Genomic DNA, 15,946 nt, shown 5'->3' on the forward strand with positions numbered 1-15,946 from the left:
CCTTTTTAAGAAGTTCATGCCTCCCAATTCACCGCGTCGATATGCCCTTCAACGACAATATCCTCCCGCAATAAATTTTTTATAACAAGCTCACGACCGTTAATGACGATCCGACCATTCGATTGGTTTACAATGACTTGGTCACTCGAAAAGTGACGCAACCCTTGATGATTTTCAATATAAATATGAATTTGACCGATCATCGTTATACGGGGGTAATCAAGAATAATATCTTTTGGTAATTGACCTTGATCACTTAACCAACGCTTAACTCGTTTTGATAACTGCGACACGTAATCGCCCCCTATCACCACCAATGTATGAAAAAAACACAGGATGTATACGTTCTACATCCTGTGTTTCATCCCTTTTTATAGCGTTCGTTTTGCCTTCGCTTTCGGTTTCCCTAACACTTCTGCCATGATAACACTTTCGACAATTCGTTTTCGTGTAATGTTTTCATGAACAGATACGCGATGAATCGATGAACGATCGTCGTCACGAATAGAGCCACGTTTTATCGTATCCATATTATCAATCGCACTACTATGGACACCTGTTCGTGATTCTGTCTCCACATCTTCTAATCGTTGGCGTGAATCTTCCATTGCTTCATACCAACTCGATGTTTGATTAGACAACTCATCCATTTTTTCTTGTGCTGTTTGTTGTACTGATTCTTGGGCCTCTTCTACCTTTTCCTTAGTTGGCCCGGATGGTGTAGCAGGTACTGGTCGGTTTCGTGTGTTTTTTTCTTTGTCACCATCTTGAAAAACACTCAGCAAACCGACAATGGCTGCTATAATAACGAAAATATTGCTAGCGATTAATTCAATTAATCCACCCATATGCAATCACTCTCCTTTAGAGCGATTATTTTCTATCATCACTCTCATCATTTTCGTGTTTGCTTAATTTACCAATCATTTCACGCATATCCGTATCAGCTAACATGTTTTTATAATTCACGTAATCCATAACGCCCATGTTACCATTTCGTAATGCTTCGGCAAGTGCTTGAGGTACTTCAGATTCAGCCTCAACCACTTTCGCTTGCATTTCTTGAACTTTCGCAATGTTTTCTTGTTCTTGCGCGACAGCCATTGCACGGCGTTCTTCTGCTTTCGCCTGAGCAATATTTTTATCGGCTTCAGCTTGGTCAGTTTGTAACATCGCGCCGATGTTCTTACCAATATCAATATCGGCAATATCAATGGATAAAATCTCGAATGCTGTTCCTGCATCTAACCCTTTAGACAACACATTTTGTGAGATCGTATCAGGGTTTTCTAATACCTTGCCGTGATTATCAGATGAACCAATCGTACTGACAATCCCTTCGCCAACACGAGCGATGACTGTATCTTCACCAGCACCACCGACTAGGCGATCGATATTGGCACGAACGGTAATACGTGCTTTTGCTTTCACTTCGATACCATCCATCGCAACACCAGCGATAAATGGTGTTTCAATCACTTTCGGGTTAACACTCATTTGCACGGCTTCTAACACGTCACGACCTGCTAAGTCGATCGCCGCACAACGTTCAAAGCTTAACTCAATGTTCGCACGCTGAGCCGCAATTAACGCATTCACAACGCGGTCGACATTACCACCGGCTAAATAGTGGCTTTCAAGTTGGTTCGTTTGAACGTCTAAACCAGCCTTATGGGCTTTAATTAATGGGTTAATTACCATTTTCGGTACGACACGACGTAAGCGCATACCAACAAGTGTGAAAATACTAATACGTACACCCGCTGCTAGTGCACTAATCCATAGCATCACTGGAACGAACGTAAATAAGATCGCAATCCCAATAATAAGTAATGCTACAATAATCAACGGAAATAAATCTGCTAATTCCATTAAACATCCTCCTTAAACTTTCTTATGAATTCATTTCGCGAACAACTATCCGAGACCCTTCTACTTTTACAATTTTAATGGGTTGATGTTGTGCAATAAATTGTCCTTCTGTTACCACATCTAATCGCTCATCACCGAATAATGCTGTTCCAGATGGTCTTAAAAATGTTAACGCTTGCCCTTCTTGGCCAATTAAATCGTCTCGATTATGATTGGACAAATAACCTTTTTCAGAACTTGTCTGATCTTTTAGAACGATATGTCGAAAGATACCGCGGTCTGTATCAAGCTTTTTGAATAAAAATACAGCCACTGCAATCGCGATTAAAATCGCAATGCTTAAACTGATGGCCATTTGACCAAGGTCAGCTCCTGATACAAGAAGAGCCCCTAATATAGCTACGCCACCAATCGCTCCTAATATACCACTAGGAACAAAAATCTCGATAATAATACAGACCAACCCTATTAACAGTAGTATCATCGCCTCATAGCCAGCAAACCCAGCAATGAGATGGCCATAGAAAAACAATAATAACGCCACCGCCCCCATAATACCTGCAATTCCAAAACCAGGCGAGTACAGTTCAACGATTAACCCAATACTTGCCACAGACAGTAATATCGAAATGACAACGGGGTTCGTCACAAAGCGAGCGATATTTTCAGAAATAGTCGGTTGGGTTTCAACAATTCGTGGATTGTCATAACCTAGTTGCGATATGACTTCTGCACGATTCGACACATTTGCCTTCGCATAACCTACATCTACAGCCTCATCAGGGCTTAACGTAAGGTACTCACCTTCACCTGCATCATATTCCGGAAGATCGATTGATGAATCAGCCATCGCTCTAGCATACAACGGATCACGTCCCTGACGTTCAGCCGCCGCTTCCATCGCTGCGATCCATGCTGATTGTGCTTTCTCATCAGCTGCTGTACCGTCTCCTGTTATGACACCTGACGCTCCCATCGTGGCTACACTATTCATATAAATGTCATCCGCCATTAAGGCTATGTAAGAACCTGCTGATAGAGCTTGACTTTTAACATACGCTGTAATAGGAGTATCCGTATCAGATAACAACCCGGCAATTTCATTCGCAGAATCAACCCGACCACCTGGTGTATCAATTTCTAAAATAATATGATCAGCGAATTGATTTTCTGCTTCTTCAATACTTCTCTCCATAAATGCAACTAATCCACGTTCAACATCTTCTTCAACAGGGACGATATAAACCGTATTGTTATCATTATGCTCATCAGCAATAAGTGATGGCATTTGACCGATTAAAAAAAACACAATAGCTACTGTGCACCATTGAAGCCATCGTTTCAAAGACAAGTCCCCCTTCCACGCTCAATCGTCGCAATTTTACGATAAAATAACGAAAAAATAAGTGCTAAGCCTATCAATGCATCATTTCTATCTAAGATCATGATGGTTTCATTGACAAGCAAAGCACCTATCTTCCTTCACCTATTGTAAACGTTCCATAACGAGCTTGTTTACTTTAGAGCCATCTGTCTTACCTTTTACTTTAGGCATGACTGCGCTCATCACAGTACCCATGTCTTGTTTGGACGTCGCACCGACTTCTTGAATTGTTTCATCGATAATCTCCACTAATTCTTCGTCGGATAACTGCTTAGGTAAATATGATTCAACAAGAGCTAATTCCTGCTCCGTTTTGTCGACTAAATCTTTACGATCAGCATCCTTGAACTCTTGGAGGGAGTCTTTTCTTTGCTTTACTTCACGCATAAGAACTTGGAGCTCTTCTTCTTCCGTAAGCTCGCCGTCCTTTTTGTTAAGTGCTTCATTTTGCAATGAAGATTTAATTCCACGAATGACTGCAAGCTTATCTTTCTCTTTGTTGCGCATAGCTTGTTTCATGTCATCGTTTAAACGATCAAGCAAAGCCATTAATGATACACCCTCTTCTTACTTTTTATTCTTTTTAGCAGCTTCTGTTTTCTTCTTCTTACGACGTTCGCTCGGTTTTTCGTAGAATTCGCGCTTACGATATTCTGAAAGCGTGCCATTCTTAGAAACCGATTTTCTAAAGCGTCGAAGAGCATCTTCAATAGACTCATTCTTTCTAACGTTAGTTTGATTTGACATGCTCAACCCTCCCTCCAAATAAAACGCATAAATCAATATGTGCCTTAGCACATCTTAAGTTATTATATTAAATATTTTTGCTTTGGTCAACGTTTTACTCATGACTTGTCCAAATTCACATAGTATGGATTGAGGTGTTACGATGTATTCACTTTTATTATTGATTTTCGTATTAATTGGTTTGTTAATATTTGGTTTAACACTTATGAAAATCGGCTTTCGCACGATGACGGAGCGACAGCTGTCAATATTGAAAGAAAAATTATCCAAAAGAAATGGCCTCATATTCGGCTTTTTGATGACGATTCTTTTGCAAAGTAGCTCCGTTTCCATTGCGATGTTAATGACGTTTATAAGGCGTGGTGACAGGGCTGTTCCCTTCATTCTTTGTTACTTAATTGGTGCTAATATCGGGACAACGTTAACGACACAATTATTTGTTTGGAACAATACGTTTTTAATGATTAGTTGTTTAATTTTAGGGACAACCTTAATATTATTACCGTTCAAACATTATGGGTGCTTTAGTATTGGTACCATTATGTTAGGGTTAGGTACCATATTTGCAGCATTATATGGATTTGAAAATTTAACGCATACGTTAACGTTGTCAAAAGTGGATCATTGGCTATCATCACCACAAACGAGCAACGTTGAATTGTTATTGACAGGCTTTGCGACAACAGCTGTATTACAATCGTCAACGACTTTTACTGCTTTATTGATCGGTTTATCGCAAGATGGTGCTTTTGTGATTAATCACATATTTTATTTGATCGTTGGCGCTAATCTCGGGACGTGTATAACCGTGATTATTTTATCAATTGGTCAATCTCGTTTAGCGAAAATGACAGCTTACAGCCACGTTATGATTAATATGCTCGGTATGATCATCGCTTTGATTCCGCAATTTAAAACTAGCATAATCTACATTGTGACTTGGGCTATCGATTCTGTGAACCAACAAATTGTCGCCTTAGCGTTTATGTATAATGTAGCACTAGGCCTAATCATACTTATCGGTTTAAAACCATTCTCCCGTGTTATGACATTCATTTATGAGCGTAAAGTTTAAAGAGGCTGAGACAAAAGTAAATAATACAAAGTAACACCCGAACAATTTTAAAAATAAATTGTTCGGGTGTTCTGCCAGGCGTCTACTTGTTTTGATTCCGCTTATTAGTGCTTAACTGTTATGAAGTTAAAATATTCGTCTTTTGTAAAATTTAATACCCTACTGTCCCAGCCTCTAGCACTTAGTAATCTGAATTAGATTGTTCGCCATTTACGATTTGTACACCAGAAGAAGCGCCAATTCGTGTTGCGCCAGCTTCGATCATCGCGTTAGCGTCTTCTAAACTTTTAACACCGCCTGATGCTTTAACACCCATTTCAGGCCCAACTGTCGCGCGCATCAGTTTAATATCTTCAACTGTTGCACCACCTCCAGAGAAACCTGTTGACGTTTTCACATAGTCTGCACCAGCACGTTTTGCTAATTCACACGCTTTAACTTTCTCATCTTGCGTTAATAAAGACGTTTCAATAATGACTTTAACGAGCGCACGATCCTTCGCTTCATCTACAACTGCTTGAATATCGCGCTCTACTTCTTCGTATTGACCATCTTTAAGTGAGCCAATGTTAATCACCATATCAACTTCCGTAGCCCCTTGGTCGATAACTTGATTTGTCTCAAACGCTTTTGTCTCTGGCGTTGTTGCTCCTAATGGAAAACCAATAACAGTACAAACTTTCACGTCTGTATCTTTAAGTAGTTCATAACTATGCGCTACCCAAGTCGGCGTCACGCAAACAGATGCAAAATGATTGTCTTTTGCTTCCTGACAAATTTGATTAATTTTCTCTGTTTGTGTTTCAGGCTTTAATTGTGTGTGATCAATTTTACTTGCTAATGATTGACTCATGGTCATCTCTCCTTCAAATTCCTATTTATAACACTTTTAAACAATGCTATATTAGTTTGTTTCCTCTAAAGAATACGATATAACAGATAATAAATAAAGTGAAGCTGTTTCTGTTCTCAAAATACGTTTCCCGAGACGCGCCGGCAATACACCAGCATCTTCACACTTCGCTAATTCATGTGGTGAAATGCCGCCTTCAGGTCCAATAATGATTAAAACACGATGTTGCCCTTTTATTAATTGCATTAAATCATCAAGTAACCGTGCTGGTTGATGGCTACCTTTTGCTTCATACTCACTTGCGACAATGATCTTATCAAAATGATTAAAATCTATAACGTCATCCAACGATTGGAGCGAATGAATGTGTGGAATCATTAATCGATGCGATTGTTCACTTGCTTCTTTAGCGATCTTTTTTAAACGGTCTATTTTTTTAGGCTGTTTTTTTCGATCCCATTTCACAATGGACCGGTCCATTTGTAGTGGGATAAACGAACGCATCCCTAGCTCAGTACCTTTTTGTACAATCGTGTCTAATTTATCCCCTTTAGGTAAGCCTTGAGCAACACTAATATGCACAGGTAATTCCGTATCTTCGTTTAACTCATAGTCAATCGTAGCATACAGTTGTTTTTGCGATTCATCGATTTGATCCAAGATGAGCTGATAGCTTTGTTCGTTTTCATTACAACCAATGATAGCATCACCTGAAACCATTCGCATAACGTTAACGATATGGTGAAAATCGTCACCTTCAATCAAAACTGATTGATTATCGTATATCCAGTTATCGTTCGGTATAAAATATCGCTGCATAATAACCTCTCACTATTCAGGCTTTTGTGCAATGATCGAAATCCAATCTTCCATTTGATTCGTTTCGACAATGTTAAAGCCTTGCTTTTCCAAATCTTGTTTAACAAGCTCTTTTTTAGCATTAATAATACCCGAGGTAATAAAATAGCCCCCTGGCTTAATTAATTGATAGGCTTCTTGCGTTGTTTTAACAATAATCTCCGCTAAAATATTAGATACGATAACATCAGCTTGTACGTCAATGTCTTTTAACAGATCATTTTGTCGCGTTGTGACACGGTCTTGTACTTTATTTAATTTAACGTTGATTGTCGTGCTTTTAACGGCAACTTCATCTAAATCAAACGCTTGAACATCGGCAGCTCCTAATAATATTGCACCAATCGATAACACACCTGAACCAGAGCCAACGTCCATGACGCTATCGCCAGTTTGAATATATCGCTCTAGGGCTTGTAAGCTTAGAACCGTCGTTGGGTGCGTACCTGTGCCAAATGCCATACCTGGATCAAGCTCTATGATGATCTCATCGCTACTGACAGGCTGGTAATCTTCCCAAGTCGGTGTGATTGTAATTTTATCGGAAATTTTAACTGGTTTATAGTATTTTTTCCACGCTGTCGCCCATTCTTCTTCATTAATCTCCGAAATGGTAACTTTATTATGACCAATATCGATATCGAACGTCTCGAGGTTATTAATGGCTTGTTTGATTTCTTCTACCGTTTCACCTAAAAAACTATTAACCGGTAAATAGGCTTTAATATAGACGCCTTCTTCTGGATAGTTTTCAGGATCCAACTCATAAATCGTACCATACATCGTCGACCAATCTTTATCTAAATCATTTCGGTCTTCAATGACAACCCCGCTCGCACCTGCTTCATGCAAGATATTTGAGACCGGTTCAATCGCCTCATTCGTCGTATGAATTTTAAATTCAGACCATTTCACTACTAATCAGCTCACTTTAATTAAATTAGTCACCTTTAAACGCGCGTTTGAATCGAGTAAATAAATTGTCTTGTTGTTCATCTAAAGAATCTTCGCCACTTAGTTCGTGGAATTCACGTAACAGTTCTTTTTGACGGTCGTTTAAGTTTTTCGGTACCATCACTTTAACTAAAATGTGTTGGTCACCTTGGCCATAACCATGAACGTTTGGCGCACCTTTTCCTTTCAATCGGAAATGGGTACCCGTTTGTGTACCAGCTGGTATTTTAAGTTTCACACGACCGTGAACAGTTGGTACTTCAAGTTCGTCACCAAGTGCAGCTTGTGTGAACGTGATTGGAATTTCGCATAATATATCGTCACCATCACGCTCAAAGAACTCATGACGTTTCACGCGGACTAAAACGAATAAATCGCCCGGAGGCCCACCGTTGACGCCTGCTCGACCTTGTCCTGTCACGCGGATTTGTTGACCGTCTTCGATACCACCTGGAATGTTGATATCAATCTTCTGGTGTTTACGGACTTTGCCGTCACCGCCACATGTTGAACATTTCTCTTCAACAAATTGGCCAGTACCAGAACAATGTTGACAAACGCGACGGTTGACAACACGTCCGAATGGTGTGTTTTGTTCAACGTTCATTTGACCTGAACCACCGCAATGGGAGCAAGTCGATACATTTGAACCTGGTTTAGCACCAGAACCATCACAAGTTTCACAGTCTTCGTCTTTAGGAATTTGGATGGTTGTTTCTTTTCCGAAAACTGCTTCTTCAAAATCGATTTCCATCGTATATTGTAAGTCTTGACCTTGGCGTGGTGCGTTAGGATCACGACGGCCGCCACCACCGAAGAACATGTCGAAAATATCACTGAAATCTCCGAAACCTTCTGCACCAAAGCCACCTTGGCCTTGTTGACCACCAGCATGCCCAAATCTGTCGTATTGTTGACGTTTTTGGTCATCACTTAATGTTTCGTAAGCTTCTTTGGCTTCTTTGAACTTTTCATCAGCGTTTTCTTCTTCACTGACATCTGGGTGATATTGTCTAGCTAGCTTGCGGTATGCTTTTTTAATTTCGTCTTTTGAAGCGTCTTGGGAAACACCAAGCACCTCATAATAGTCTCGTTTACTCAATTGAAGATCACACTCCCGTATCTTCTCACATAAAGTTTATATTAACATTATTGTCTTTGTTTCTGCAATTTTTGCTATGACTGATAGCAATCATAAATAAAGCCAAAGCCAAGAATAACCTCGCTTGGCTTTGACTTTTTTGGACTAAACGAAGCGCTTATTTGCGTTCGTCTTCGTTTACTTCTTCATAATCAGCATCAACTACGTTGTCATCTTCTTGACCTTCGCCTTCTTGTTGCTGTTGTTGCTGTGCTTGTTCATACATTTTCACTGATAGGTTTTGGACTTCTTGTTCGAGCGCTTCTTTCTTTTCTTTAATCGCTTCTTGGTCTTCACCTTCTAGTGCAGTTTGTAGTTCTTCTTTAGCTGATTCAGCTTTTTGTTTTTCTTCATCTGTTACATTGTCGCCAAGGTCGTTGATTGTTTTGTCGACAGTGAAAATAAGTTGATCTGCTTCGTTACGTAGTTCAACTTCTTCACGGCGTTTCTTATCCGCTTCAGCATTTTCTTCTGCATCTTTCACCATTTGCTCAACTTCTTCTTCAGATAGACCAGAAGATGATTTAATAGTAATCGATTGTTCTTTATTTGTGCCTAAGTCTTTCGCGCTTACACTAACAATACCGTTAGCATCGATATCGAATTTAACTTCGATTTGTGGAACGCCACGTGGTGCTGGTGGAATGTCAGTTAATTGGAAACGACCTAATGTTTTGTTGTCTGCTGCCATTTCACGTTCACCTTGCAGGACGTGAATGTCAACGGATTGTTGATTGTCAGCAGCTGTTGAGAATACTTGTGATTCACTTGTTGGAATCGTTGTATTACGTTCAATTAGTTTCGTCATGACGCCACCCATTGTTTCGATACCTAATGAAAGTGGAGTAACGTCTAGAAGTACAACGTCTTTCACATCACCTTGTAAGACGCCACCTTGGATCGCAGCACCGAGTGCAACAACTTCGTCAGGGTTAACACCTTTAGACGGCTCTTTGCCAATTTCTTTTTGGATCGCATCTTGTACTGCTGGGATACGCGTTGAACCACCAACTAAGATTGCTTGATCAATGTCTGATGATGACATACCTGCATCTTTAAGTGCACGGCGAGTAGGTCCCATCGTACGCTCTACTAATTCAGTTGCTAACTCTTCAAATTTAGCACGCGTCACGTTCATTTCTAAGTGTAATGGTCCAGCTTCGCCTGCTGAGATGAACGGTAGTGAAATTTGTGTTTGTGCTACACCTGATAAGTCTTTCTTCGCTTTTTCAGCTGCTTCTTTTAAGCGCTGTAACGCCATTTTATCTTGTGATAAGTCAATGCCGTTTTCTTTCTTGAACTCTGCAACCATATGATCGATTAAGACTTGGTCGAAATCGTCACCGCCTAGTTTATTGTCACCAGCTGTTGCGACAACTTCGAATGTACCTTCACCGATATCTAGGATAGATACGTCAAATGTACCGCCACCTAAGTCGTATACAAGAACTGTTTGATCTTGATCTTGGTCAATACCGTAAGCAAGTGCTGCTGCTGTTGGTTCGTTAATGATACGCTCAACTTCTAAACCAGCAATTGTACCAGCATCTTTTGTCGCTTGACGTTCAGCATCGTTGAAGTAAGCAGGTACTGTAATAACTGCTTTAGATACTTCTTCACCTAAATAATCTTCAGCATACTGTTTGATGTGTTGAAGAATGATAGCTGACATCTCTTGTGGTGTGTATTCTTTACCTTCAATTTCAACTTTATAATCAGTGCCCATATGGCGTTTAATTGATTGGATTGTGTTTTCGTTAGTGATTGCTTGGCGTTTAGCCACTTCACCTACTTGGCGTTCGCCATTTTTGAAAGCAACAACTGAAGGTGTCGTACGGTTACCTTCTGGGTTCGGAATAACTTTTGATTCGCCACCTTCCATCACTGCTACACATGAATTGGTTGTTCCTAAGTCAATACCAATAATCTTACTCATTGTAAAGTTCCTCCTTCATACCTTCAAAATTACATTTATTCGTTAACTTTCACCATTGCTGGTCGAATAACGCGATCTTTTAATTGATAACCTTTTTGCATTACTTCAATAATTTGATTTGATTCATAACCGTCCTCACTAACTTGCATGACGGCCTGATGTTTTTGCGGATCAAATTGTGCACCCTCTGATTCAATTTCTTCGATGCCATGATCAACTAATGCTTGTTTCAGTTGGTTATAAACCATTTTCATACCTTCAGCATAAGATTCTGTCGTTTCATCATTAACATCGACTTGTAGTGCACGTTCAAAGTTATCAACGACTGGAATTAAATCATTTGCTAAGTCTTGAGATTTATATTTCAGATCCGCTTCCCGCTCTTTCTTTGAGCGACGGCTGAAATTATCAAAGTCAGCTTGCAAACGAGCTAAACGCTCCTGTAAGGCTTCATTTTCCTGTTGTAATTGTTCTACTTCTGACAATTCTTCAGTTTCAGACTGCTCTTGATCAGTTGAAGTTTCGTTGACTTCTTCTGTTTGTTCAGTCTGTTCTACTTCCTCTTCAGTCACGTTTTCTTGTTTTGTTTCGTCGTTCATAACAGTCACCTCCTACTCCTTCGTTTTCACCAATTGTTTAATATACCATGTTTTAAACTTAAACAAAAGACTCGCACAAAGAAACTTGGCTTTTAAGTGATGCCAAGCTTCACAGTTTTATCATAGCCATTTACCATTTTACCCGCTGTCTTAATCTTTAAACCACTTGTGTAAAGACTGCGTCATATGACGAGACCACGTATCGAGTAACGAAATGGCTTTAGCATATTCCATACGTGTTGGGCCTAACAGCGCAATCGTTCCAATTTGTTCTTGTCCCATCGAATACGTCGCTGTAATCAATGTACAATGATTCATCGCTTCCATATCGTTTTCGTGACCAATCGAAATACGAATGCCTTCCTTATCTGCCTTAAGCATAGGTGCTATCGTTTCTTCACTTTCCATGACGTTAAATAACGACCTTGCTTTTTCAATATCATTAAATTCCGGCTGCATTAAAATATTCGATTTGCCACTGACATACAAACTCGATGTTTGATGTCCAAAAAGGGCGTTATGAATCAAGTCATACGATTTTTGATAATTCGACGTATAACGATTTAATAAGTCTAATACTTCACTTTCGATCATGCGATCTAGGTAAACGATCGGAACACCCACCAATTTCTCATTGAGAATGTTGACGACTTTTTCTAAATCGCTATGATCAATCGAATGTGGGACTGCAAAGGAACGATGCTCAACATGCCCAGTGTCCGTTACTAAAATCGCAATCGCTGACTGTTTATTAATCGGAAGAATTTGCAGTTGTTTTAACTTCGTTTCATAAACTTCTGGGCCTAACACGAGCGTTGTATACTGCGTTAATTCTGACAACATGTGTGCTGAGTTTTGCATCACTTTCTCCATTTCAATCATACGATCATTAAACTGTGATTTAATCACATCTAATTCTTGTCGCGACAATTTAAACGGCGACAACATATGATCAACATAAAAGCGATAGCCTTTCTCAGACGGCACTCGTCCAGAAGAGCTATGTGTCTTTGTTAAATAACCCCCATCTTCCAAATCAGCCATATCATTACGAATAGTAGCTGGACTGTATGAAATATGGTCCTTCTTTGCAATGTTACGTGATCCGATTGGCTGAGCTATTTCAATGAACTCATCAATGATCACTTGCAAAATGAGTGCTTGTCGATCAGTAAGCATCTGCATCACCCCTGTTAGCACTCAAACCTATCGAGTGCTAATGCTAAGTATAAGTTATCAAAATCATTTTAGGCTGTCAATTGAAAACTTTATTCCATGTTGTATCATCAATTAAGAACGATGAAAATGCGTCATTACCGAATAACATGCCGTCATGCGTTAAAGCGATTCGATTGCCATCTTGAATGAGCCAACCTTTTTGTTTCAAGCGGTCAATTTCTTCTTGGTAAAGATCAAAAAACGAAAAACCATAACGGTTATAAAACGTTCCATCAGACACTCCTACATCACGACGTAAACCTAAAAACATTTCTTCTTCCACTTGCTCTTTTAATGTAATAGGTTCCCGATGAACGACAGGCTTTGATCCATTTGCAATATAATCTTGATAATGGTTAACAGGTCTAATATTCACATACCTCTCACCGTCTAAATAACCGTGGGCTCCAGCTCCAAAAGCATAATACGGAACATTCGCCCAATACGTTAAGTTATGGCGACTTTCGTATCCTGGTTTGGCAAAATTACTAACTTCATAATGGCTCAACCCTTTTTCAGCCATCATCTCGACTAATGTATTGTACATTTCCGCTTCATCTTCTTCTGGTGGCTTCGTTAATTGACCTTTTTGATAGCGCATATAAAAGACCGTTTTCGGTTCAATTTGTAAAGCGTATGATGAATAATGCGGTAAATCATATGCTAAAGCTTGTTCCAACGTTTGGCGGAAGTGCTCAACCGATTGATTCGGTAATGCATATATAAAATCCATACTAATATTCGTTAAGTCGTATTGCTTCAGCATATCGACTGAATAGCTAACATCTTCTACTGAGTGGATACGATTCAACTGTTGTAAGTAGTCATCATCGAGTACTTGTACTCCTAAAGAAACGCGGTTCACGCCGTATTCAGCCATTAAACGAACATGCTCCTCTTGAAATTCACCTGGATTCGCCTCAATTGTCCATTCTTCGACGCTTGATGTATTAATAAACTGATGAATCGTTTGAAATAATCGTTCAAGCTGCGATGGGTTTAAGGCAGTTGGCGTACCTCCACCAATGTAAATCGTGTCCACATCTATCGGGCCGTCCGTAATATACATCGCCATTTCTTGATGTAATGATGTTAAATAGTGTGTTGCTGTTTCTTCGTCATAGTACATTTTCGCGAAATCACAATAATGACAGATTTCATGACAAAACGGTATGTGTATATAAACAGCTTTCGGTTCCATTTTACCCCTTCTTTCCTCTCTCTGTGTCATTCCACTCAAAACAACGGAAAGAGCTTAAAAAACTTATAAGGCAAAGTAAAACCCGAACAATTTTAATAAAAAATAAATCGTTCGGGTTCTCTGCTTAAATGACGCTCCATCAAAACGCTTCATAAGTACTTAACTAACGTTATTTTCTAACTCTTATAGATTGTAAAAAATAACTTACTGTCCCAAGCTTTCGTCGTTTCGCTTAATTATCATCATCCATCTCTAAAACAGACATAAAGGCTTCTTGCGGGATTTCAACTTTACCGACCATTTTCATCCGCTGTTTACCTTCTTTCTGTTTCTCTAACAATTTACGCTTACGAGTAATGTCACCGCCATAACACTTCGATAAGACGTTTTTACGCATGGCTTTAATTGTCGAGCGAGCAATGACATTATTACCGATTGCTGCTTGTACCGGCACTTCGAATTGTTGTCTCGGAATGAGCTCTTTTAATTTTTCTGCAATTTGTTTACCGCGATGATAAGCGAAATCTCGGTGAACAATAAAGGATAACGCATCAATGGTTTCGCCGTTTAATAAAATATCCATTTTCACTAGGTTCGATGGTTTATAACCTTTAAGTTCGTAATCAAACGATGCGTAACCTTTCGTTTGCGATTTCAATCGGTCGAAGAAATCGTACACAATTTCCGATAATGGAATATCATAAACGATATTAACGCGGTTTTCGTCCATATATTGCATGTCCGAATATTCACCACGCTTCTTCTGACAAATCTCCATAACTGGTCCGACATAATCATTCGGCACCATAATAGAAGCTGTCACAAACGGCTCGCGAACTTCATTAACTTGTTGTGTGTCAGGCATGTGAGCAGGGTTCTCAATCTCAATTGTGTTCCCGTCTGTTAATTCTACTTCATAAATAACACTCGGTGCTGTCGTAATTAATTGAATATTAAATTCGCGTTCAATCCGTTCTTGGATGATTTCCATGTGTAATAACCCTAAAAAGCCACAACGGAAACCGAACCCTAACGCTTGTGATGACTCAGGTTCATATTGTAAGGACGAATCATTTAGCTCCAAACGTTCTAAAGCTTCACGCAAATCGTTGTAATTGTCAGCACTAACCGGGAATAAACCACAGAAAACCATCGGATTCAAGCGACGGTAACCTGGTAATGGTTCATCAGCCGGATTGTTGGCAAGCGTGATTGTATCACCTACACGTGTATCCTTCACATTTTTGATAGAAGCTGTTAAAAACCCAACGTCACCAACAGACAATTCTTTTTTACGGACAGCATTCGGTGTGAAAACGCCCATGTCATTCACTTCGAATTCTTTTCCCGTTTGCATCATCTGGATTTTGTCGCCGATTTTAATAGAACCTTCTTTGACACATGTATAAGCGATGACACCACGGTAAGGGTCGTATAATGAGTCAAAAATCAACCCGCGTGTCGGGTCATCTTCCTTACCAGCTGGCGCTGGAATATCGGTTACGATGCGTTCCATAATCTCGTCTATTCCTTTACCATCTTTCGCAGAAGCTAAGATAGCCTCATCACCATCAATACCGATGACATCTTCAATTTCTTGTTTAACCCGATCAACATCAGCACTTGGAAGATCAATTTTATTGATGACTGGAATGATTTCTAAATCATTATCCAATGCTAAATAAACGTTCGCTAATGTTTGCGCTTCGATTCCTTGAGCTGCGTCGACAACGAGAATAGCCCCTTCACAAGCCGCTAAACTACGTGACACTTCATATGTAAAATCGACGTGCCCTGGTGTATCGATCAAGTGGAAAATATAGTTCTCCCCATCACTAGCACCGTATTCTAATTGAACTGAGTTTAATTTAATCGTAATTCCGCGTTCACGCTCTAAATCCATTCCATCGAGAAATTGTTCTTTCATTTCACGATCAGATAACGCTTTCGTTTTTTCTAATATTCGATCGGCCAATGTCGATTTGCCGTGATCAATATGCGCGATAATCGAAAAGTTTCGAATGTGTTGTTGTCTTTCATTAGTCAAATTTACCACTCCTGTATACGTCCATTCGCTAGCTCGATTATAGCAATACCACAGGTGATAT

Annotated in this window: 16 protein-coding genes; 1 reads left to right on the top strand and 15 read right to left on the bottom strand. The window is 39.6% G+C overall.

Annotated features, from left to right (window positions below; genetic code table 11):
• Positions 1-14: 14 nt before the first annotated feature.
• From yqfC to rpsU, 6 genes are all read right to left on the bottom strand, one after another.
• Positions 15-293: a sporulation protein YqfC gene (gene yqfC / locus ABID56_RS02680; RefSeq protein WP_354219049.1), complete on the bottom strand. Its 279-nt coding sequence runs from the start codon at positions 291-293 to the stop codon at positions 15-17.
• A 78-nt stretch (positions 294-371) separates the two neighbouring features.
• Positions 372-848: a YqfB family membrane protein gene (locus ABID56_RS02685; protein WP_354219051.1), complete on the bottom strand. Its 477-nt coding sequence runs from the start codon at positions 846-848 to the stop codon at positions 372-374.
• Positions 849-873: 25 nt separating this feature from the next.
• Positions 874-1,872, bottom strand: coding sequence for a flotillin-like protein FloA (gene floA / locus ABID56_RS02690; RefSeq protein ID WP_354219053.1), 999 nt, complete (start codon positions 1,870-1,872; stop codon positions 874-876).
• A 22-nt stretch (positions 1,873-1,894) separates the two neighbouring features.
• Positions 1,895-3,217 (bottom strand): NfeD family protein, encoded by a 1,323-nt coding sequence (locus ABID56_RS02695; RefSeq protein WP_354219054.1) that lies wholly within the window; start codon positions 3,215-3,217, stop codon positions 1,895-1,897.
• A 141-nt stretch (positions 3,218-3,358) separates the two neighbouring features.
• Entirely contained in the window at positions 3,359-3,805 is a 447-nt protein-coding gene (locus ABID56_RS02700) for a GatB/YqeY domain-containing protein (protein ID WP_354219056.1), read from the bottom strand.
• A gap of 18 nt (positions 3,806-3,823) precedes the next feature.
• Positions 3,824-4,003: a 30S ribosomal protein S21 gene (gene rpsU, locus ABID56_RS02705; protein WP_306974537.1), complete on the bottom strand. Its 180-nt coding sequence runs from the start codon at positions 4,001-4,003 to the stop codon at positions 3,824-3,826.
• 142 nt (positions 4,004-4,145) lie between these two features.
• On the opposite strand from rpsU, the gene ABID56_RS02710 reads away from it, so the two are divergent.
• Entirely contained in the window at positions 4,146-5,078 is a 933-nt protein-coding gene (locus tag ABID56_RS02710) for a Na/Pi symporter (protein WP_354219058.1), read from the top strand.
• 181 nt (positions 5,079-5,259) lie between these two features.
• Here ABID56_RS02710 and deoC read toward each other — a convergent pair whose 3' ends face one another.
• The 9 genes from deoC to lepA form a co-directional block, all read right to left on the bottom strand.
• Positions 5,260-5,931, bottom strand: coding sequence for a deoxyribose-phosphate aldolase (deoC, locus tag ABID56_RS02715; RefSeq protein WP_354219059.1), 672 nt, complete (start codon positions 5,929-5,931; stop codon positions 5,260-5,262).
• A gap of 51 nt (positions 5,932-5,982) precedes the next feature.
• Entirely contained in the window at positions 5,983-6,750 is a 768-nt protein-coding gene (locus tag ABID56_RS02720) for a 16S rRNA (uracil(1498)-N(3))-methyltransferase (protein WP_354219060.1), read from the bottom strand.
• A gap of 12 nt (positions 6,751-6,762) precedes the next feature.
• Positions 6,763-7,704: a 50S ribosomal protein L11 methyltransferase gene (gene prmA / locus ABID56_RS02725; protein ID WP_354219062.1), complete on the bottom strand. Its 942-nt coding sequence runs from the start codon at positions 7,702-7,704 to the stop codon at positions 6,763-6,765.
• A 25-nt stretch (positions 7,705-7,729) separates the two neighbouring features.
• On the bottom strand, positions 7,730-8,845 hold the full coding sequence (gene dnaJ, locus ABID56_RS02730; protein ID WP_354219063.1) for a molecular chaperone DnaJ: 1,116 nt from the start codon (positions 8,843-8,845) through the stop codon (positions 7,730-7,732).
• 157 nt (positions 8,846-9,002) lie between these two features.
• Positions 9,003-10,820, bottom strand: coding sequence for a molecular chaperone DnaK (dnaK, locus tag ABID56_RS02735; protein ID WP_354219064.1), 1,818 nt, complete (start codon positions 10,818-10,820; stop codon positions 9,003-9,005).
• 35 nt (positions 10,821-10,855) lie between these two features.
• On the bottom strand, positions 10,856-11,419 hold the full coding sequence (grpE, locus tag ABID56_RS02740; protein ID WP_354219066.1) for a nucleotide exchange factor GrpE: 564 nt from the start codon (positions 11,417-11,419) through the stop codon (positions 10,856-10,858).
• Between the two features lie 150 nt (positions 11,420-11,569).
• Positions 11,570-12,598 (bottom strand): heat-inducible transcriptional repressor HrcA, encoded by a 1,029-nt coding sequence (hrcA, locus tag ABID56_RS02745; RefSeq protein WP_354219068.1) that lies wholly within the window; start codon positions 12,596-12,598, stop codon positions 11,570-11,572.
• Positions 12,599-12,674: 76 nt separating this feature from the next.
• Positions 12,675-13,838, bottom strand: coding sequence for a radical SAM family heme chaperone HemW (gene hemW / locus ABID56_RS02750; protein ID WP_354219070.1), 1,164 nt, complete (start codon positions 13,836-13,838; stop codon positions 12,675-12,677).
• Between the two features lie 232 nt (positions 13,839-14,070).
• On the bottom strand, positions 14,071-15,885 hold the full coding sequence (gene lepA, locus ABID56_RS02755) for a translation elongation factor 4 (protein WP_354219071.1): 1,815 nt from the start codon (positions 15,883-15,885) through the stop codon (positions 14,071-14,073).
• Positions 15,886-15,946: the final 61 nt, after the last annotated feature.

It is taken from the genome of Alkalibacillus flavidus (assembly GCF_040545925.1).
GTDB lineage: Bacteria > Bacillota > Bacilli > Bacillales > Alkalibacillaceae > Alkalibacillus > Alkalibacillus flavidus.